The sequence below is a fragment of the Thermobacillus composti KWC4 genome (assembly GCF_000227705.2).
Taxonomy (GTDB): domain Bacteria; phylum Bacillota; class Bacilli; order Paenibacillales; family Paenibacillaceae; genus Thermobacillus; species Thermobacillus xylanilyticus.
The window spans coordinates 1,072,579-1,093,409 of the sequence record NC_019897.1; the positions used below are offsets into that span (position 1 = coordinate 1,072,579).

At 65.1% G+C, this 20,831-nt stretch carries 16 protein-coding genes; 13 read left to right on the forward strand and 3 right to left on the reverse strand.

Annotation, left to right across the window (positions count from 1 at the left end; all coding sequences use genetic code 11):
- The first annotated feature begins 132 nt into the window (after positions 1 to 132).
- Together THECO_RS04995 and THECO_RS05000 are read left to right on the forward strand one after the other, a co-directional pair.
- Positions 133 to 2,934 (forward strand): glycoside hydrolase family 3 protein, encoded by a 2,802-nt coding sequence (locus THECO_RS04995; RefSeq protein ID WP_015253971.1) that lies wholly within the window; start codon positions 133 to 135, stop codon positions 2,932 to 2,934.
- Between the two features lie 180 nt (positions 2,935 to 3,114).
- The gene (locus THECO_RS05000) at positions 3,115 to 4,278 is read left to right on the forward strand and encodes a phosphodiester glycosidase family protein (RefSeq protein ID WP_015253972.1); all 1,164 of its coding nucleotides are present in this window, start codon (positions 3,115 to 3,117) and stop codon (positions 4,276 to 4,278) included.
- A 27-nt stretch (positions 4,279 to 4,305) separates the two neighbouring features.
- Here the strand turns inward: THECO_RS05000 and THECO_RS05005 are convergent, their stop codons facing one another.
- A complete protein-coding gene (locus THECO_RS05005; RefSeq protein WP_015253973.1) occupies positions 4,306 to 5,052 on the reverse strand; it encodes a spermidine synthase in 747 nt (248 codons plus the stop codon).
- Positions 5,053 to 5,058: 6 nt separating this feature from the next.
- The gene (locus THECO_RS05010; protein ID WP_015253974.1) at positions 5,059 to 5,538 is read right to left on the reverse strand and encodes a glutathione peroxidase; all 480 of its coding nucleotides are present in this window, start codon (positions 5,536 to 5,538) and stop codon (positions 5,059 to 5,061) included.
- A gap of 122 nt (positions 5,539 to 5,660) precedes the next feature.
- Between THECO_RS05010 and THECO_RS05015 the strand changes: the two genes are divergently transcribed.
- From THECO_RS05015 to THECO_RS05060, 10 genes are all read left to right on the forward strand, one after another.
- Positions 5,661 to 6,764 (forward strand): GIY-YIG nuclease family protein, encoded by a 1,104-nt coding sequence (locus THECO_RS05015; protein WP_015253975.1) that lies wholly within the window; start codon positions 5,661 to 5,663, stop codon positions 6,762 to 6,764.
- 807 nt (positions 6,765 to 7,571) lie between these two features.
- Positions 7,572 to 8,531: an aldolase catalytic domain-containing protein gene (locus THECO_RS05025; protein WP_015253976.1), complete on the forward strand. Its 960-nt coding sequence runs from the start codon at positions 7,572 to 7,574 to the stop codon at positions 8,529 to 8,531.
- Between the two features lie 45 nt (positions 8,532 to 8,576).
- Positions 8,577 to 9,146: a hypothetical protein gene (locus THECO_RS05030; protein ID WP_015253977.1), complete on the forward strand. Its 570-nt coding sequence runs from the start codon at positions 8,577 to 8,579 to the stop codon at positions 9,144 to 9,146.
- 120 nt (positions 9,147 to 9,266) lie between these two features.
- Positions 9,267 to 10,646, forward strand: coding sequence for a VWA domain-containing protein (locus THECO_RS20415; RefSeq protein ID WP_015253978.1), 1,380 nt, complete (start codon positions 9,267 to 9,269; stop codon positions 10,644 to 10,646).
- A gap of 879 nt (positions 10,647 to 11,525) precedes the next feature.
- Positions 11,526 to 12,350: a 5-oxoprolinase subunit PxpB gene (pxpB, locus tag THECO_RS05040; RefSeq protein WP_015253979.1), complete on the forward strand. Its 825-nt coding sequence runs from the start codon at positions 11,526 to 11,528 to the stop codon at positions 12,348 to 12,350.
- Positions 12,317 to 12,982, forward strand: coding sequence for a 5-oxoprolinase subunit C family protein (locus THECO_RS22575; RefSeq protein WP_332306829.1), 666 nt, complete (start codon positions 12,317 to 12,319; stop codon positions 12,980 to 12,982). The genes pxpB and THECO_RS22575 overlap by 34 nt, the downstream gene beginning before the upstream one ends.
- Positions 12,927 to 13,352 (forward strand): 5-oxoprolinase subunit C family protein, encoded by a 426-nt coding sequence (locus tag THECO_RS22580; RefSeq protein WP_332306830.1) that lies wholly within the window; start codon positions 12,927 to 12,929, stop codon positions 13,350 to 13,352. Before THECO_RS22575 ends, THECO_RS22580 begins: the two co-directional genes overlap by 56 nt.
- Positions 13,353 to 13,378: 26 nt before the next feature.
- The gene (locus tag THECO_RS05050; RefSeq protein ID WP_041854190.1) at positions 13,379 to 14,152 is read left to right on the forward strand and encodes a LamB/YcsF family protein; all 774 of its coding nucleotides are present in this window, start codon (positions 13,379 to 13,381) and stop codon (positions 14,150 to 14,152) included.
- Positions 14,153 to 14,325: 173 nt separating this feature from the next.
- Positions 14,326 to 16,464 carry a putative bifunctional diguanylate cyclase/phosphodiesterase gene (locus tag THECO_RS05055; protein ID WP_015253981.1) on the forward strand — a complete coding sequence of 713 codons (2,139 nt, stop codon included), beginning with the start codon at positions 14,326 to 14,328 and terminating at the stop codon, positions 16,462 to 16,464.
- The gene (locus THECO_RS05060) at positions 16,461 to 16,853 is read left to right on the forward strand and encodes a gamma-glutamylcyclotransferase family protein (RefSeq protein WP_015253982.1); all 393 of its coding nucleotides are present in this window, start codon (positions 16,461 to 16,463) and stop codon (positions 16,851 to 16,853) included. Before THECO_RS05055 ends, THECO_RS05060 begins: the two co-directional genes overlap by 4 nt.
- A gap of 65 nt (positions 16,854 to 16,918) precedes the next feature.
- On the opposite strand, the gene THECO_RS05065 is transcribed toward THECO_RS05060, so the two are convergent.
- Positions 16,919 to 18,247: a methionine synthase II (cobalamin-independent) gene (locus tag THECO_RS05065; RefSeq protein ID WP_015253983.1), complete on the reverse strand. Its 1,329-nt coding sequence runs from the start codon at positions 18,245 to 18,247 to the stop codon at positions 16,919 to 16,921.
- Between the two features lie 342 nt (positions 18,248 to 18,589).
- On the opposite strand from THECO_RS05065, the gene katG reads away from it, so the two are divergent.
- Positions 18,590 to 20,776, forward strand: a complete 2,187-nt coding sequence (gene katG / locus THECO_RS05070; RefSeq protein WP_015253984.1) for a catalase/peroxidase HPI — start codon at positions 18,590 to 18,592, stop codon at positions 20,774 to 20,776.
- Positions 20,777 to 20,831 lie beyond the last annotated feature (55 nt).

The window sequence follows — 20,831 nt, forward strand, 5'->3', positions numbered from 1 at the left end:
CAACGACCAGGAGATCGCGGTGTTTTTCAATGAATTGTTGCATTCCCCAATATAAAATGGCGCTTCCGTGACGGCCTCAAAAATCTGTTATAATTGATCCGAACGATACAGATGATTCAGGGAGGGGCAGCTTTGGACACAGCAAAATACGGCATCCCGCTGCCGGGATTCGCCGAATTCTGTCGGAAGGTCGCGGCGGAAGGCGCGGTATTGCTGAAGAACGACGGACAGGTGCTGCCGCTTCGGCCGGGCGACAACGTCGCCGTATTCGGACGATGCCAAATTGACTATTACCGCAGCGGCACCGGATCGGGCGGCAGCGTGAACGTGCCGTACACGACGAATCTGCTGGACGGCCTCCGGAGCAAGAAGCAGATTCGCGTCAACGAGGAGCTGGCGTCCGTCTATGCGCGGTGGATCGGGGAGAACCCGTTCGACAACGGCGGCGGCGGATGGGCGGCCGAGCCGTGGCATCAGAAGGAAATGCCGCTGACGGACGAACTGGTGGCGGCCGCCCGGGCCGTGTCGAACAAGGCGGTCGTCGTCATCGGCCGGACGGCGGGCGAGGACAAGGACAACGTCATCGAACCGGGAAGCTGGCTGCTGACCGATGACGAGCTGGCGATGCTGGAGCGGGTGACGGCGCATTTCGAGCAGACGGCCGTCGTGCTCAACGTGTCGAACATCATCGACATGAGCTGGCTGGACAGCGGGCGCTTCAAGCATCCGATCCCGTGCGTCATCTACGCATGGCACGGCGGGATGGAAGGCGGCAACGCGATCGCCGATGTGCTCGCGGGCGATGTGACGCCGAGCGGCAAGCTGACCGACACGATCGCCCGGTCGATCGACGATTACCCGTCGACGCGCAATTACGGGGACGAGTTCCGGAATTATTACCAGGAAGATATCTACGTCGGGTACCGCTATTTCGAGACATTCTGTCCGGACAAGGTGCTGTTCCCGTTCGGGTACGGCATCTCCTACACGACGTTCCGGATCGAGCCCGAAGAGGCGAGACTGGCCATCCGGGACGGAGAAAAAAGAATCTCCCTGGGCGTCACCGTCACCAACACCGGCACGGAATACGCGGGGCGGGAGGTCGTGCAGCTTTATTACGAAGCGCCGCAGGGCAAGCTGGGCCGGCCGGCGCGCGAACTGGCAGCGTTTGCAAAGACGCGGCTGCTGGGGCCCGGCGAGTCGGAGCGGCTCGTGCTCGAGTTCCCGGTGCGCCGAATGGCCGCCTACGACGACGGCGGCGCGACGGGGCACCGGTCCGCCTACGTGCTGGAAGCGGGGACATACGTCCTGCATGCCGGGACGAGCGTCCGGGACGCGGCCCCCGTCCGCTTCGAGGGCGGGGAAGGCTATACCGTGCCCGAGCTCGTTGTCGTGGAACAGCTCGAGGAAGCGCTGGCGCCGACCGAACCGTTCAAGCGGATGAAGCCGGGGGCGCGCAAGGCGGACGGCACGTATGAGCTGGCATACGAAGAGGTGCCGACGCGCCGCATTTCGCTCGCCGAGCGGATCCGTGAGCGGCTGCCCGAGCCGATTCCGTATGCCGGCGACCGCGGCTATACGCTGCGGGATGTCGAGGCGGGCAAGGTGAGCCTGGAAGACTTCGTCGCCCAGCTGACCGACGAAGACCTGGCCGTCCTCGTCCGCGGCGAAGGCATGATCAACCCGCTGGTTACGCCGGGCACGGCTTCCGCCTTCGGCGGCCTGAGCGACCGGCTGTTCCAGAAGTTCGGCGTGCCGATCGGCTGCACGGCCGACGGCCCGTCGGGCATCCGCATGGACAGCGGGCACCAGGCGACGCAGGTGCCGATCGGCACGCTGCTGGCGGCCACCTGGGATGTTGAACTGGTGGAAGAGCTGTACGTGCTCGAAGGCAAGGAACTGGTCAGCAACGACATCGACGTGCTGCTCGGTCCCGGCATGAACCTGCGGCGCAACCCGCTGAACGGCCGGAACTTCGAATATTTCTCGGAAGATCCGCTCGTGACGGGCCTGTTCGGCGCGGCCTGCGTGCGGGGCATCATGCGCGGCGGCTCGAATGCGACGCTGAAGCATTTCGCCTGCAACAACCAGGAGAAATATCGGACGAAGGTCAACGCGGTCGTCTCGGAACGCGCGCTGCGCGAACTGTATTTGCGCGGCTTCGAAATCGCGGTGAAGCAGGGCGGCGCGAACGCGATCATGACGGCCTACAATCCGGTCAACGGCGTCTGGACGGCGTCGAACTACGATCTGAACACGACGATTCTGCGCGGAGAATGGGGATTTGAGGGCATCGTCATGACCGACTGGTGGGCGAGCATGAACGATCCCGTGGAAGGCGGCGAATCCAGCCGGCAGAATACGGCGGCCATGGTGCGCGCGCAGAACGACCTGTACATGGTCGTGCCGAACTACGGCGCGGAGACGAACGCGATGGGCGACAATACGATGGAAGCGCTGGCGGCCGGCAAGCTGACGCGCGGCGAACTGCAGCGCAGCGCCCTGAACATCCTCCGCTTCCTGATGCAGGCGCCGGTGTTCCGGCGCAAGCAGGAGCCCGAGAAGACGTTCGAAGCTTCTCCGGCCGATCCCGCGCAGGCGCCTTCGCCGGATAAGGTGCAGTCGGCTGACGGGCAGCATCAGATCAAGCTGCCCGCGGACGGCCCGGCGTGGCTTTCGATCAGCCGGTCCGGCGAATACCGGATGCTGGCGGGCGTCATGTCGCCGGAGTTCTTCACGGCCCAGAGCGCGTGCAACGTGTATCTGAACGGCCGGCTCACGGCGACGGTGCAGACGAATGGCACGGCCGGCCAGTGGATTCCGCGGAAACTGGCGAAGGTTCGGCTGGAAGCGGGGCTTTACGAGCTCAGGGTCGAACCGGTCAAGGCGGGCATCCAGGTGGATTGGATCGCGTTCAAACCGATTGAAGCGTAGTTTTCGGACAGCCCGGGATTCGGCATTTGCCGGATGCCCGGGTTTTTTTTTTCTCGGCCGGAAGGCGGGCTTGCCTCATAAGCGGCGACCGAACGGGAAGAAAGTCTCAGTTTCGTGGAAGCATTTTCCGATATATATACCGTCAATCTACACCAACACACGACATGGAGTGGGAAGAAATTGGAATATCTCAGAAACGGATGTCACAAAATCGCAGCAGCAATCGTCGCAGCAAGTCTCATGTTCGCCGCGTCGGCCACGGCCCTTCAGGCCGGACCGAAACAATTCGCCTATCTGGATGAGGATACCGGCAGGACGTTCGTCCCGCTGCGGCTGATGGGCGAATACGCCGGAGCGGCGGTCGACTGGCAGCCGGAGGCGGAGCGGATCGTCCTCCGCAGGGAAGGCAAGGAGATCGTGCTGCATCTCGGCTGGTCCGAAGCCGGTATCGGCAGCGAGGCCATGCCGCTTGACGCGCCGCCGTTCGCGCTGGACGGCGCAACTTACGTCCCGCTGCGGTTCGTCGGCACCGCCCTGGGGCTGTCGGTCGAATGGCAGAAGGAGATCAATGCGGTGCGCATTGCGCAGCAGGACGGAGATGTCCGGCTTCCGGTCGTGCCGCTCGGCTCGATCCGGACGGACAAATCGCCGATCGTCCATGAATCACGCACGTTCAAGGTGGGCGGCAAGTCGTTCAAGGCGCAGATCATCACGATCTCGCTCATGGACCCGCGCGTCGAGCTCGATGTCGTGCCGGCCGGCGGCAAGATCGGCCGGACGGAAGCGCTGAGCAGCATCGCCGAACGGCACGGTGCAATGGTCGCGATCAACGGCGCGTTCTTCGACGCTTATACGGAATCGGACATCAAAATGCCGTACGGATGGATCATGAACGACGGCGAAGTGCTGAACCGGGGCACCGGTGAAGTCCGCGCCACGTTCATCTATGACAAGAACAACCTGGCGGAAGTGGCGGATGGCGGCGATATGCCCGAGCTCATCCGGGAAGGAAACATCGATGGCGCGATCCAGGCGGGACCGCGGCTGGTGAGGGACGGCAAAGTGACTCTGGACGTCGAGGGCGAACGCTTCCGGGACCCGAAGATTCTGACCAGCAGCGGAGCGCGAAGCGCCCTCGGCATTACCCGCGACCACAAGCTGATGCTGGTCACGGTCCCGGCGGCGACGATCCCGCAGCTCGCGGAGATCATGCGCCAGGCGGGCGCCTGGCAGGCGATGAACCTCGACGGCGGCGCATCGAGCGGTCTGTACTACAACGGGAAATATGTGACGACGCCGGGCCGGCTGCTCAGCAACGTGCTCATCGTGAAGCTGGAACGCTGACCCGCCGGATGCCGGGCGGCTGCGGCGTCATTCGGGGCGGTCGCGCAGGGCGAACCCCGGTTCCGGTGCGAACGGGCGGAATCCGGCCATCCCTTCGGCGGCGAAGGCGATCGGCCGGCTGCTGCCCGCAAGCAGCACATTGCCGTACGGGCGGCCGGGCGATTCCGGCAGGAAGAAGGCGGCGGTATGGCGGAACGCCTCGGCAAGGGATGCGTGGATGGACGCAATGCGGCGGTCGCCGCGCATCCTGCCGGCCAGATTGAGGAGCACAAGGCCCGGGCTCCGCAACTTGCCGCCGGCCATGCGGAAACATTCGACCGTCGTCAGATGGCGGGGCGTACCGTCCTTCGTGAACGCGTCGATCAGGACGACATCGAGCGAAGCCGGAGGCTCCGCTTCCAGCAGCCTGCGCCCGTCGCCGATGACGACATTGTCCCACGGGTAGCCGAAATATTCCCGGCTCAGCGTAACGACCCGTTCGTCGATCTCGGCGATCGTGAACGCGCCTGCGGGATAACGCGACGGGATCGTGCCGATGCCGTGGCCGATCATGAACGCCCGCCCGAATCCCGGCGCATTCCGCTCCATCAGATGGATGAGCGCCCGGGGGTATTCCAGCACGATCCGGCCGGGATCTTTGAGGTCGATCGCTCCCTGCACCGCTTCGTCGGCAAAGCGGAGGCAGCGGAACCGGCCGGTCCTTCCGAACAAGGCGCCCGTCTCATAGACGGTAATCTCGTTCCAGAGCGTTGTCTCGTATGCGAGCCGGTACATGGCTCATCACAGCAGTTTGCGGATATCCGCTTCGATCTTCTCCGGCTTCACGGTCGGCGCGTACCGTTTGACCACGTTGCCCTTGCGGTCGACGAGAAACTTCGTGAAGTTCCACTTGATGGCTCCCGAGCCGAGAAAACCGGATTTCTTGCGCTTGAGCAGACGGAACAGCGGATGCTGGTTCGGGCCGTTAACGTCGACTTTGGCGAACAGCGGGAACGTGACGCCGAAGTTGAGCGAACAGGCCGACGCGATCTCGGCGTCATATCCCGGCTCCTGACCGGCAAACTGGTTGCACGGGAACCCCAGCACGGCAACCCCCTGATCCTTGTACTTCTGATAAAGTTCCTCCAGCCCCGTGAACTGCGGCGCGAATCCGCAGCGGGTGGCGGTGTTGACGATCAGCAGCACCTGTCCTTCGTACTCCGACATGGCAATGTTCCGGCCGTCAATCGTTTTGACCTCGATGGCGTAGATTTCCGACATGCGGCACCATCCTTCCCGGCTTGATTTTGGTATGATTGTAGCTGTCGGGAGATAAGCCGTCAACGCGAGCGGAAAACTGTTACCAAAGTTGTCACAGTTCCCGGACGGAAGGAGCGCCGGCGATGCCGTTCGAATTTCAACCGCACAAGTATCCGGAGCGGCCGGGCTGTTACATCATGCGCGGCGAAGACGGGCGCGTGCTCTACATCGGCAAGTCCGTCAATCTGCGCAGCCGGCTCCGTTCCTATTTCCATCAGCCGCAGAAAAGCCCCCGGTTCCGCGAACTGGTCCGAAACGTGGCCGCCATCGAGATCATCCTTGCAACGAACGAGACGGAAAGCCTGACGCTCGAGAACCATCTGATCAACATGCACCAGCCGCCCGTCAACCGCGCCCTGAAGCGGGAAGACAGCGGGTTCGGCGAACTGGTGCTGACGAGCGGGCCGCACCCGATGCTGCGGGCCTGCTTTCGCAGCCGCAGAGGCGACCGGCCGGAACCGGATGACGACGGAGCCGTCGTCCGCTTCGGTCCCGCCGGGGAATGGTGCCTGAAGACGCTCGCCGAGTTCCTCAGCGATCGCTTCCGGCTTCGAACATGCGATCCGATGCCGGATGAAGTCTGCTTCCGCTGGCACCTCGGCCGCTGCGGCGGCGTCTGCGCGGGATTGCAGACGGAGGAGGAGTACGCGGGGCAGGCGCGGTATGTTGCGGAGTTGCTCGCAGGAGACGGGAGCGGGCTGGCCGGGCTGCTGCGGGCCGAGATGGAGCGGAGCGCGGATCGGCTCGATTTCGAGCGGGCGGGGGAGCTGCTGCGCCTGATCCGCGCGCTGGAACGCGAGACGGACGCGCAGGTCGTCGACCTGAAGACGCGGTACGATCAGGACGTGCTGTATCTCGGGGAGGACGGGATGCTGATCGCCCGGATCAAGCGCGGCATGCTGTCGGCGATGGAATATCGGGAGGCGGAGCGCATTGGCGGGGTGCCGGACGATCGGGCCATCATTGAATATTACGGCTCTTCGGGGGCTCACGTACCGGACGAGCTGATCGTCAACCGGAGCGGAGACGTCCGGGGGACGGCGGAGCAGCTTCGGCGATTGAAGGGAGCTTCCGTACGCATCACGGTGCCGAAGCGCGGCACGAAACGCGCGCTTCTGGAGCTGTGCGAACTGAATTACGCGTTTCGGCGTGAGGCGGCCGCATCGTGTGGCGGGATATGGGTGTAGGCTCGCGTGCGGGACGGGATATGGCGGTACACCGATGGATCCATGCCCACTTGCGGAATCGGCAAGGATGCGGCGTTAATGGTGGTTTGGCTGCGTGGTGGTTCGCTTGCGGGGCGGGATTGGTTAACGGAACGCTGCTCCGTTAATGGCGGTTTGCATGCGGTGTCGGGTCCGAATAACGGAACGCCGTTCTGTTACAGGAGGGCGCTGGCAATAACGGCAATTCGTGCCGTTATTGCGTGTCCGCACGGGGTGGCTGGCCCGATTAACGGCAAAATGTGCCGTTAGTGGTGGCGCGAGGCCGCCGGTCCAGGGCGAAGGAGGGCGATAACGGCAATTCGTGCCGTTATTGCGTGTCCGCACGGGGTGGCTGGCCCGATTAACGGCAAAATGTGCCGTTAGTGGTGGCGCGAGGCCGCCGGGGCCGGCTGAAGGCGGGCGGTAACGGCATTTCGAGCCGTTAACAGCGGCGTGAAACCACCAGGACCGGTCATAGGTGACCATCGTGACCGGCTTTGCGGATCATGCAGGTCGAAGCTGCGCCGGCCGCCGGTGTGCAAGGGTGTTCGGTGCCGCTTTCCCCGCGGTGGACGAGGCGCTTCTGCCCGGGCCGGGATTTACCTGCGCGGAACGCGCCCGCGGACACGTCCAAGCGTATCGCGGCAAAACGGACCACGAGCGGGCGTTCCGGGTGGCGTGTGGCGGATCGACTCTTTTTTTTTTTTGCAGAAAAAGTTTTGCGTTGCGGCGATTTTTTTCGTATGATGAGAAATTATAGATCGCAACGCGAAGGAGCTGGACAAGCCGATGACTTCCAACACCGGTCACTGCAAGATTGTCGACTGCACGATCCGCGACGGCGGGCTCGTGAACAACTGGGATTTCAGCGTCGAGTTTGTGCAAGATCTGTACCGCTGGCTGAACGAAGCCGGCGTCGACTATATGGAGATCGGGTACAAGAACTCGCCGAAACTGCTCAAAGGCGCCGATTCGGCGGGGCCGTGGCGGTTCCTCGACGACAAGTTCCTGCGCGAAGTCATTCCGCAGAAAGGCGAGACGAAGCTGTCCGCGCTCTGCGATGTCGGGCGCGTGGACGAGAATGACATTCTGCCGCGCGAAGAAAGCCTGCTCGACCTGATCCGCGTCGCCTGCTACATCCAGGATGTGGACAAGGCGCTCCGGCTCGTCGAGCTGTTCCGCCAGCGGGGCTACGAGACGACGCTGAACATCATGGCGCTCTCGAACGTCATGGAGAACCAGTTGATCGAAGCGTTCAAGGCGATCGCGGACAGCCCGGTCGACATCGTGTACATTGTCGATTCGTACGGCAGCCTGCTGCCCGACGACGTGAGTTACCTGGTCGACCAGTTCCAGAAATATTTGCCGAACAAGCGGCTCGGCGCTCATATGCACAACAACCTGCAGATGGCGTTCGCGAACACGCTGCTTGCGGCCGGCAAAGGCGTGGAGCTGTTGGACGCGTCCGTGTACGGCATGGGCCGAGCCGCGGGCAACTGCCCGACCGAACTGCTCGTCGCGAAGCTGAAAAATCCGAAGTACGAAGTGCGCCCGGTGCTGCAGATGATCGAGAAACATATGATTCCGCTCCGGGAAAAAGAAGAGTGGGGCTACATCATTCCGTACATGATCACGGGGCTGCTCGACGAACATCCGCGTTCGGCGATGGCGCTCCGCAATTCGCCGGACAAGGACAAGGCGGTCGATTTCTACGACCGGCTGATGACCGTGGAGACGGTGCGCAGCTGAGGCGCTGCATCGGACTTGGATCCGGCATCGGGGGAGGGAATCGGCATGAGCTTGAGAGCGAAGGCGGAAGAATGGATGCGGCAGCTTGAAGCGCGCAGGCCGTTGCTGCCGCTTGCGCCCGAAGGTCCGGCGGACCGGACGGCGGACGAGGCGATCGGCAAGCTGCAGGCGGAAGCCGGCGATGACCCGGACGCGCAGGCGGTCGTCTCGGGCCTGCTGCTGTGGAACGGCAATCTCGACCGTTCGCACACGATCTCCCAGGGAATCGAGAATCCGACGGGCAGCTACTGGCACGGCATCATGCACCGGATGGAGGGCGACTACTGGAACTCGAAATATTGGTTCCGCCGCGTCGGCCGCCATCCGGCCATGAGCCGGCTGCATGACGCGGCCCGTGATCTGCTGGCTTCGTTCCGGCCGGGCGCCGGCGCGCCGGAAGCCGATCGATTGATCGGCAAGCTGGCGGCTGCGGGCGAGTGGGATCCGTTTCGGTTCGTCGACGCCGTGGAGGCGCAGGTTCTGGGACGGGGCAGCGACGGCGCCCGCGCCTTGCTGGAGGAGCTTCAGCATCTGGAGATGTCGGTACTGCTGAAATACTGTCTGGAGCGCGTCTGAACCGGGCGGCTTTGCGGGATATTTTCCGCGAAGCCGCCTTTGTTTTGTTTTTGGAGAACCGCAACCTTTTTCCAGCCGGCGGCGTCTAGAGGTTAAAAAATTTTCATGGGGGGTCGGCGTATGCCGGGAAAAAGACGCATGCGCCCGGTCTGCACGGCCGGTGTGCACCGATTGCTGCTGGCGGCGGTTTTGCTTTTGTTCGTCTTTCTTTCGGGTTGCTCGGGTTCGGAAAGGAACAATGCGGCTGATGGAAGCGCTTCAGGCGGACCTCGCTCGGCGTCGGATGCGGCTTCTTCCGGAGGTCATCCTCGCGCCGATTCGGCCGACCGGGCGTCGGAAGGCGAGGCGGGGGGAAGGACATCCCGGATCGCCGGGAATCCGCAGGCGGCGCCGGGGCAGCTCACGGCCGGCGAATGGCGCGACGTTGAACAGTGGGAGGACTGGCTGAATCTGCTCCGGAGCGGCGAAGGCACGGACAACAGATATTACTGGGATTATTACCGGTTCGACCGGCTCGTCGTCCGGGCCGAGGCGGGCGGGCAGCCGATCGCCGACGCCGACGTCATCGTGAAGGACGCGGACGGCCGGCTCGTCTGGCGGACGAAGACGGACATGGACGGGTGCGCCTATGCGTATGCCCGGATGTTCGAGCGGGATGATCCGGCCGCGAACGAAGACCAGCGGTCGATGCGCGATCGCGATCAGAGGCAGTACGAGGACGAGCCGAACCGCGCGCAGCCCGGCTACGACGTGGAGGTGCGCGCGGGCGGCGAGTCGAAAATGTTCAGCCATGTGCCGATCCCGCGCGACAAGCCGCTCGTCGTTACGTTTGAACAGCGGCCCGAGCCGTCGAACGCGGTCGATCTCATGTTCGTCGTGGACACGACGGGATCGATGCAGGACGAGATCGATTTTCTGCGGGAGGAGCTCAAGGATGTCATCAACCGCGCGCGCAAGGGCGCCGGGCAGCTTGATATCGAAGTGAGCGTCAATTTCTATCGGGACCGCCATGACGATTACGTCATCAAGCCATATCCGTTCACGGCCGATATTGACGAGGCGGTGAGACGCATTGCGAGAGAGAAGGCCGAAGGCGGCGGCGACTATCCGGAAGCGGTCGAACAGGCGCTGACGAACGCGGTCAGCGGGCATGAATGGCGGCGGTCGGCGCGGACGCGCCTGCTGTTCCTCGTAGGCGACGCGCCGCCCCGGGACGAGCCGCAGATCATCGACGAACTGCACGAGGCGACACTGGAAGCGGCGAAGCTCGGCATCCGGATCGTGCCGGTGGCTTCGAGCGGCGTCGATGTGAACACGGAGTATCTGATGCGTTTTCTGGCGGCTGCGACCGGCGGCACTTACGTATTCCTGACCGACCACAGCGGCATCGGCAACGACCATCTGGAAGCGGCGGTCGGCGAATTCGAGGTGCGCCCGCTCAACGACCTGCTGGTCGAGATCATCCGGCGCTTCGCCGGGCTGCCGGCGGAGAACGGGTAAGCAAGGTTCCGGCGCGCAAGGTGCAGGGGGCAATCGTGAAAGCGCGTGGCGCGTTCGGAGCGGACGCGTCAAGCGCCGGTGCCGTGCTTGCAGCGCCAGGGCGGCCCGTGGGCGGGGAACGAAACGGGGACGCTTTATGGATGAAAATTCCTGATGCAAAAAGAAGCCATGGATGGCGATATAACGGGAAAGGGTTTCGTTGGAGGGGCAGCGTGCCGCTCCCGTTGAAGCCGGCATGCCGCGAACCGCGCGGTGGTGCCGGCTTTTTTCTACCGCTGACCAATTAACAAACAAAGGCAGTGCCGAAGCTGCCATAACGTGGATACCACGTTACAGAGGTGCGCGATGCCAAGCAGAAGCGGCTGTAGTGTGGATACCACGTTACAGAGGTGCGCGATGCCAAGCAGAAGCGGCTGTAGTGTGGATACCACGTTACAGAGGTGCGCGGAACCAAGCAGAAGCTGCCATAACGTGGATACCACGTTACAGAGGTGCGCGATGCCAAGCAGAAGCGGCTGTAGCGTGGATACCACGTTACAGAGGTGCGCGATGCCAAGCAGAAGCGGCTGTAGCGTGGATACCACGTTACAGAGGTGCGCGAAGCCAAGCAGAAGCTGCCATAACGTGGATACCACGTTACAGAGGCACGCGGAACCGAACCGAAGGTGCTGCAATATGCATGTCACGCTGCAAAATGGTACGAGGCTAGATCAACGGCCCTGTATGTTAATTGGTCAGGCGTAGTTTTTTTGTGCGCGGACCGGCAGCGGAGGGGTGCGGCGCAGGCCTGTATGGACAGAAAGGCGAAAATAGCCGAAACTGTAAAGTGGATGTTGCAACAGGCAAGACGGAGCGAGACAGAAAAGCGGGGAGGCAAGCATGATGCGATGGGTGCCCGCGGGCGACCGGGCGATTGTGGCCATGTGGGAAGGCAGTGAAGCGGAGGCGGAATTCCGTCCGGCGGCGTGCGCGGCCCGGATCGAGGCGGCGCGGCTGCCGTGGGTCGTCGACGTCGTGCCCGCCTACGACACGGTGACGGTTGTCTACGACCCCTCGGCCGCCGCGAAGGCGGCGCCGGCCGCGGGCGAGGCGGCGGTATGGCCGTACGTGGAATCGGTGCTTCGGCGCATTGTGGAGAGCGGCGATGCAGATGCGGAGACGAAGCCGCGCGTGGTTGAAATCCCGGTGCGCTACGGCGGCGCGGACGGCCCCGATCTGGCAGCGTGCGCGAAGCGGTCCGGGCTGGCCCCGGACGCGTTCATCGCGGCGCATGCGTCAGCGCGCTATACGGTCGCGATGATCGGCTTCATGCCCGGATTTCCGTATTTGAGCGGGCTGCCGGAGCGGCTGGCGCAGCCGCGCCTGGCCGTGCCGCGGCGCCGGGTTCCGGCCGGGTCGGTCGGCATCGCGGGCGGGCAGACCGGGGTGTACCCGTTCGATTCACCGGGCGGGTGGCAGATCATCGGCCGCACCGATCTCAAGCTGTTCGATCCGCATGCCGCCGAACCGTCCCTGCTTCGCGCCGGCGATATCGTCCGGTTCGTGCCCGTCGCGGACGGCGGCGCGCGCGGCTTGGACGGCCATTCCGGAAGGTCGGGAGCGGGCGGTGCCGGTGAGGCTTTCGGTTTCGGTACCGGGACCGATTGCGGCATCCGGAAGGAGGGACGCCGATGGGGCTCATCGTCCGATCGCCCGGGCTGCTGACGACGGTGCAGGACGGCGGAAGAGCCGGGTATCGCGCAATCGGCGTCACCGCGGGCGGCGCGATGGACGAGGCCGCGTTCCGGACGGCGAATCTGCTCGTCGGCAATCCCGAGGGAGCCGCCGCGCTGGAGATGACGCTGGCCGGCGCCGAACTGGAAGCGGCGGATGATCTGCTCATCGCGGTGACGGGCGCCGAAATGCAGCCGGCCGCGGACGGCGGCCGGCTCCCCTTCCGGCGCCCGGTATGGGTGCGGCGCGGGACGGTGATCCGGTTCGGCCGCGCCGCACGGGGCTGCCGCGCGTACGTCGCGGTCGCCGGCGGCATCGCCGTGCCGCCGGTGCTCGGGGGGCGCGGCACCGACATCCGCGCCGGCTTCGGCGGCGCGGACGGCCGGCCCCTCCGGGCCGGCGATGCGCTGCCCGCGGGCGCGCCCTCGGCGTGGGCGGCCGCCTGGGGCAGCGGCGCTGGCGGCGGAAGCCGCCGCCTCCGGGCGCAGCTGGGCTGCGCCCGGCTGGTGCGCGCTGCCGGAAGGCTTCGCCGGGGGCGGCAGCGCGCGGGATGCGGCGGACGGCGTCGTGCTGCGCGCCGTGCCGTCCGCCGACCCGGAAGCGTTCACGGCGGAAGCCCGTGAACGCTTCTTCCGGGAGCCGTACACGGCGGCTCCCGATTCGGACCGGATGGGCGTGCGGCTCAACGGGCCGCCGCTTGAGCTCGCGGTCCGGACGGAGATGCGCTCGCGCGGCGTGCTGCCGGGCACCGTGCAGGTGCCGGCCGGCGGGCAGCCGATCGTGCTCGGCGCCGACTGCCAGACGACCGGCGGCTACCCGGTCATCGCCCATGTGGCGGCCGTCGACCTGCCGCTGCTCGCGCAGCTCCGCCCCGGCGACCGGGTGCGGTTCCGCCCGATCGGGGTGGACGAGGCGCATCGCCTGCTGCTCCGGCGGGAGGCGGAGCTGCGCCTGCTCGCCGCCGGCATCCGGTGCCGGCGGCCGAATCGTTGAACCATGCGGGAGGCGAATCATTGACCATGTCGAATGCCAGAACCATCGATCTGAACGGCGATGTCGGCGAAGGCTTCGGCCCCTATGCGATCGGCCGCGACCGCGAGCTGATTCCGCTCCTCTCGTCGGCGAACATCGCCTGCGGTTTTCACGCCGGCGACCCGCGCACGATGCGCGAGACGGTCGAGCGGTGCATCGAAGCCGGCGTCGCCGTCGGTGCCCATCCCGGTCTGCCGGACCGGGCCGGCTTCGGCCGGCGGGCGCTGGCGCTGACCGCGCAGGAGGCGGCCGACGACCTGCTCTACCAGCTCGGCGCGCTCGACGCCTTCGTGCGGGCCGCGGGCGGCCGCATCCGCCACGTGAAGCTGCACGGCGCGCTGTACCATATGGCGGACCGGTCGGAAGCGCTGGCCGAAGCCGTCGCGCAGGCCGTCCGGAGGTTCGATCCGGCGATCGGCCTGTTCGTGCCGCCGGACGGGCTGCTTGAGCGGGCGGCCCGGGCGGCCGGCCTCAAGACGGCGGCCGAAGCGTTCGCCGACCGGCGCTACGGCGCGGACGGCCGCCTGCTGCCGCGCGGCTCCGCCGGCGCGGTGCTGGAGCGGCCGGAAGAGGCGGCGGCGCAGGCGCTCGATATCGCGTCCCGCGGCGTCGTGCGGACGGCGGCCGGCGGGACGGCGGAAGTCCGCGCCGGCACCCTCTGCATTCACGGCGATAGTCCCGGCGCTCCGGAGATCGCGGCCGCGGTGAGGTGCGCGCTCGAGCGGGAAGGATGGCGGATCGCTTCCCCGTTCGCGCCTTGAAGGAGCAGAACTGCCGAGCGGGTCGGATGAAGTCGGAATAACAGCTTCCAAAACATGCAAAATTTGCATTTCCGGCAGGAATCTGCAGATTGCGCGTGGAAATGGTTACTCAAGTTGCGAAAAAACACGAATCTGTCCGAAATGTAGACGATACGGGCACGGGGGTCGGAGCAATGTCGGTGAACAAGGCGGAGAAGCAGACCGTTTTGGTAATCGGCCTGGTGTTGATGTCGTTCGCGGCCATGCGTTTGTTCCATGACATCATCCATCGATGGACGGAAATGCTGGATTTGCTGCTTGTCGCGACATTGCTTGGCTATGCGATCGTGGCGTTCTGTTTTGCAATGGTGCTGCTCGGCTGGGCGTTTTTCGTCCGGCAGCTCACCCGGATCCGGCTGCATACGGCCAGCCTGTTCACCGTCGTCGGCATCCTGGAGCTGGCGCATGCGCTGACCTTCTTCGGCCAGCCGTTCTACCGCGATGCCGGCGACACATCGCTCACGATGGTTTACGGCGCGGCGGCGCAGGTGATCGGCGCGGCCGGCCTGCTCCTCCTGCTCACCCAGGCGGACGGGAAGGCGCACGGCGGCGAACGGCGGCGGCTGCTCTGGCTGTCGCCCCTGTGCGGGTTCGCCGTTGCGGCGATCGTGGCGGCGGCCGCGTTCTTCCGGGAGGGCGCGCTGCTTAAGGGACAGGCGCTGGACCTGCTGCGCGTCGCGGCCATCGTGATCATCCTGGGCGGCTATGCGGCCGCCGGGGCGATAATTCTGTACCGGAACCGGAGCGCCCGCCCGCAGGCGCTGCTGAAAATCGTGCAGGCGATGTGCCTGCTCTGGTTCGCCAATCTGCAGGTGCTGTTCGTCGACGAACTGCTGGACGCGGACATGCTGCTGGCGCAGATATTCAAGGCGGGCGGCTATTTCTTCCTGATGCAGGGGATTTATCTGGTGACGATCGAAGGCCCGATGCGCCAGCAGAAGCGGGCGGAAGCCCAGATCCAGTATCTGGCGTACCATGACGAGCTGACCGGACTCGGCAACCGGCGGCGGCTGACCGAGCGGCTGGAGGCGGAACTGAACCGCGCGGAGCGGTCCCGCACCCGGCTCGCCGTCCTGCTGCTGGACATGGACCGGTTCAAAACGATCAACGACACGCTCGGCCATTCGTGCGGGGATCAGCTGCTCATCGCCGCGGCGGAACGGCTGAAGCAGACGGTTGCGCCTTTGCCGCATGTTTACCGGATGGGCGGCGACGAGTTTACGGTTCTGCTGCCCGGGCTGGAGAAGGCCGAAGAAGCGGAAAAGGCGGCGGCCCGGCTGCTGAAGGCGTTCGAGACGCCGCTCTCGTTCGACGGCACCGGATATCACATCACGGTCAGCATCGGGATTGCGATCGGGCCGGAGTTCGGAAATACGCCGGAGCTGCTGCTCAAGCATGCGGACGCCGCACTGTACAGCGCGAAAGCGGAACGGAACACCTACCGGATCTATACGCCCCGGATGAGCGACCAGGCGCGTGAACGGCTCAAGCTGGAGAACGATATGCGGCCGGCGCTCGAGGAGAACCAGTTCTATCTGGTCTACCAGCCGCTGGTCGACCTGCATTCCGGAAACGTTACCGGCGTCGAGGCGCTCCTTCGCTGGGAGCATCCGGAGCGCGGGGTCGTTCCGCCCCATCTGTTCATTCCGATCGCGGAGGAGACCGGGCTCATCAACGAAATCGGCGAATGGGTCATCCGCACGGCCTGCGCCCAGAACAAGGCGTGGCAGGACGCCGGCCTGCCGCCGTTCATCGTGTCCGTCAATCTGTCCATGCGCCAGTTCCATCAGCACGATCTTGCCGACCGCATCCGCGCGATTCTGGACGAGACCGGCCTCGAGCCGCGCTGGGTCGGCCTGGAGATCACCGAGAGCATGACGGCCGATGTTGAATTTGCTTACGAGACGCTGCGCAAACTGAAGGAAGTCGGGGTGCAGATCAGCCTGGACGATTTCGGAACCGGTTACAGCTCGCTCAGCTATCTGAAGCGCTATCCGATCGACAAGCTGAAGATCGACCGTTCCTTCGTCGCGGATCTGGATCGCGACGGGAACGATGCGGCGATCGTGTCGACGATTGCCGCGATGGCCCGCCACCTGAACATGCGGGTGACGGCCGAAGGGGTGGAGAGCGAGGAGCAGCTTCGCTTCCTGCGCGCGGAATTGTGCGAGGAAGCGCAGGGCTTCTACTATACCCGTCCGGTCACCGCCGACGCGTTCGTCAAATGGTATCACGAGCACCGGCAAGATCAGGAGGCGTGCAGCGAACGATGATCCGCGCCGTGCATGTGTTCGTCTACGGCTCCCTGCTGCCCGGCGAGTGCAACCACGGCATCGCGGCCCCCTGGGTGCTGGATGCGCGGCCGGGCGAGGTGCGCGGCAGGCTCGTCGATTGCGGCGCCTGGCCCGCGTTGGTGCGGGGTGAAGACGCGTTGGCGGGCCGCGTGCGGGGGATGTGGCTGACGGTCAGGCCCGAGGCGCTGGCGGCGCTGGATGAGCTGGAAGACTTCATCGGCCCGGAGTCGCCGAACGAGTACGAGCGGATCTGGGTCCGCGACGCATCCGGACAGCCGCTGGAGGGCTGGGCGTACGTCTGGCCGGATGCCCGGGGATTGCCGTACATGACCGAGACGTATTGGCCCGATCGGCAGAACAAACGATAACGGCCGCCATGCCCGCAAGGCGCGGGCAGGGCGGCCGTTGTTGCATGCCATGCCGGAAACGGCGTTTATGCGGTGCCCGACGCCATGCCCGCGGCCGCATGCCTGCGGCCCGCAGCCAAGGCCGCCGGCTTGCCGCTGATGGCGGGCCGGATGCACGCGGGACCGCAGGCCTGCACCCAGGCGTGCTCCACCGGCACGCCGCCGTCCGGCACGGCCGCGGGCAGCAGGACGCGGAGCATGTCTTGCAGCACGTCGCTGTCCGTCAGGTCGAGCTTGACGGCATCCCGTCCCTCGGTGAGCGCGGTGTGCAGCACGCGCAGTTCGCCGAGCTTCTCGTCGGCGAACGCCAGCGCGTGGCGGGGCAGCCCGCGCGGCGGCGTCCCGGGCCCGAGCGCCACCGGCGCATGCAGCAGGCTGCAGGACGGCTGCAGCGCCAGCCGGACCTGCGGGAAGAGGCGCCGCAGGTTCTCGAGCAGCGCGCATGCCGCCGTGAGGTCGGACCGCCAGACGCTCCGGCCGTCGACGATGCCGACGCCGAGCACCCGGGCGGCCGGGAAGCCGTGCTTCGCCACGGCCTCAAGCGCGCGGCCCCCGTCCGCCGCGAAGTCGAGGCCGATGCCGGCGACGGGCAGCTCAAGCAGCCGCGCGCATTCGTCCGGCAGACCGAACGTGAGCTGCAGCATCAGGCGGAGCGGCGGCGCCGCGTCGTGCAGCGCCCGGTAGGTCCGCTCGATGAGCGGCCAATGCCGCGGCGGCACGGCCCGGGCGAGCTCCGGTTCCTCGAGCTGCACCCAGGCCGCGCCGGCCTCATGCAGTCCGCGCAGCGCCTGCGCGTACACCGGCGCGATCCGTTCGAGCGCCTCTTCCGGCGGGAGCCCTTCCGCCAGTTTCGCGAACGTATAGGGGCCGATCATGACCGGCACGGGCAGCGCCTGAAGATGCGCGCGCGCCTCGCGGAACGCCTCGGCCCACGGATTGCGGACGAGGCGCGGCGCCGTGAACGCCGCCGGTTCCGGCACGATGTATTGGTACGGCGTGCCGTACCACGGCTTCGTCCGGCAGGCCGCCGCCCCCGGCGCGCCTTCGGCCATGGCGAAGGCGAGCGCCGCCGGTCCGCGCGCGGCCGCCTCCGCGAACCGCTCCGGCACGAGGCCGAATGCGATGCTGTGATCCAGCACGTGATCGTACAGCGCGAAGTCGCCGACCGGAATCCAGTCGACGCCGGCTTCCTGCTGTTTCAGCAGGCGGGCGAGCCGGACCGCCATCAGCCGTTCCTCCAGCTCCCGTTCGCCGATGTTCCCCGCCCGGTACGCTTCCAGCGCCGAGATGCCTTCCAGCCGTTCTCCGATTCTCGGATATCCGAGGTTTGCAATGACAATGTCAGGTTTCTCCACGTCCCGATCCTCCCCGCGGCATGATCCGCAGTAAGTCTTTTCAATAAATATACAACATAAAGAATATTTATTCAACCAATGCGCAGCAAACCGGGCCGGCAACGTGCGGCTGACCGGAAGCCAATGCGCGTCAAACCAGTTGATCAAGGCCGGCAAACCGGGCAAATCCCCGTCACCGTTCACCAGCGGCGGGCAGCGGAATTCCCCGCGGCTTCGGCGGCGGAGCCCGGCATCGGCGCAGATGGAAAATGAAAAAGCTTGATAAAACGCCCGAATCGGTTTATAAATAGATTAGAATTATTATTATATAATTTTAAATCTAACGGTACGGGAGTGATCGGAATGGACACGACGGCAAGCACCGGCAAATGCCCCTTTTCGCACGGCAGCGTCACGAGCCACCGGTCGGAGGCGACCACGAACAAACATTGGTGGCCCAACCGGCTCAACCTGAGCATTCTGCGTCAGCATGACCGGAAATCGAACCCGATGGGCGAAGATTTCGATTATGCGAAAGAATTTGCCAAGCTGGACTACTACGCGCTGAAAGAGGACTTGCGCAAATTGATGACCGAAAGCCAGGAATGGTGGCCGGCCGATTACGGGCATTACGGTCCGCTGATCATCCGCATGGCCTGGCACTCCGCCGGAACGTACCGCATTTTCGACGGCCGCGGCGGCGGAAATACCGGCACCCAGCGGTTCGCCCCGCTGAACAGCTGGCCGGACAACGCCAATCTTGACAAAGCCCGCCGGCTCCTGTGGCCGATCAAGAAGAAATACGGCAACAAGATTTCCTGGGCCGACCTGTTCATCCTCGCCGGGAACGTCGCCATCGAGTCGATGGGCGGCCCGACGATCGGTTTCGGCGGCGGACGCGTCGACGTCTGGCATCCGGAAGAAGATATTTACTGGGGTTCCGAGAAAGAGTGGCTGGGCGACAACCGGTACTCCGGCGACCGCGAGCTCGAAAATCCGCTGGCGGCCGTCCAGATGGGCCTGATCTACGTCAACCCGGAAGGTCCGAACGGCAAGCCGGACCCGCTCGCGGCCGCGCGCGACATCCGCGAGACGTTCAGCCGGATGGGGATGAACGACGAGGAGACCGTGGCGCTCATCGCCGGCGGCCACACGTTCGGCAAAGCGCACGGAGCGGGCGACGCCGCGAAGGTCGGTCCCGAACCCGAAGCCGCGCCGGTCGAGCACATGGGTCTCGGCTGGATCAGCTCGCATGGTTCCGGCAAAGGCCGCGACACGATCACCAGCGGTCTCGAAGGACCGTGGACGACGAATCCGACGCAGTGGGACATGGGCTTCTTCCAGAACTTGTTCGGCTATGAATGGCAGTTGACGAAGAGCCCGGCGGGCGCCTGGCAATGGGAGCCCGTCGATCCGAAGCCGGAACATCTGGCGCCGGACCCGGAAGATTCGTCCGTCCGCGTCAAGCCGATGATGCTGACCACGGACCTGGCGCTCCGGTTCGATCCCGAATACGAGAAAATTTCCCGCCGCTTCCTGGAAAATCCGGACGAGTTCGCCCAGGCGTTCGCCCGCGCGTGGTTCAAGCTCACGCACCGCGACATGGGGCCCCGCACCCGGCTGCTCGGTCCGGAAGTGCCGGAGGAAGACTTCATCTGGCAGGATCCGGTGCCTGCGGTCGATTACACGCTGTCGGAGGAACAGATCGCGGACATCAAGCAGCGGATTCTGGACTCCGGCCTGACGGTGAGCGAACTCGTCACGACGGCGTGGGCGGCGGCCAGCACGTTCCGGCACACCGACTACCGCGGCGGCGCGAACGGCGCGAGAATCCGTCTGGCGCCGCAGAAGGATTGGGAAGTCAATCAGCCTGAACAGCTTGCGAAAGTGCTGCGGATTCTGGAAGCCATCCAGGAAGAGCTGGAACCGAAGGTCAGCCTGGCCGACCTGATCGTGCTCGGCGGCAGCGCGGCGGTCGAGAAAGCGGCGCGGGACGCCGGATTCGACGTCAGCGTTCCGTTCGCGCCGGGGCGCGGCGACGCTTCGCAGGAGCAGACCGATGTCGAAAGCTTTGCCGTGCTGGAGCCGCTCGCCGACGGATTCCGCAACTATGTGAAGAAAGGCGTTCAGGCGAATCCGGCGGAACTCCTGATCGACAAGGCGCACCTGCTGGGCCTGACCGCTCCGGAAATGACGGTGCTCATCGGCGGTCTGCGCGTGCTCGGCACCAACTTCGGCGGCACGAAGCACGGCGTATTCACGGACCGCGTCGGCCAGCTGACGAACGACTTCTTCGTCAACCTGCTGGACATGAACATCCAGTGGAAACCGGCCGGCGACGGCGTGTACGAAGGACGCAGCCTCAAGACGGGCGAAGTGCTGTACACCGCGACGCAGGTGGATCTCCTGTTCGGCTCCAACTCCGAGCTGCGCGCCATCTGCGAAGTCTACGCCCAGGACGACAATCAGGAGAAATTCGTGCGCGACTTCATCGCCGCCTGGGTCAAGATCATGAACGCGGATCGCTACGATTTGGCTTTATCGCATTGATCCCATACAACAAACAAGGAGCAGTATGGACGACATACTGCTCCTTGTTTTTTGC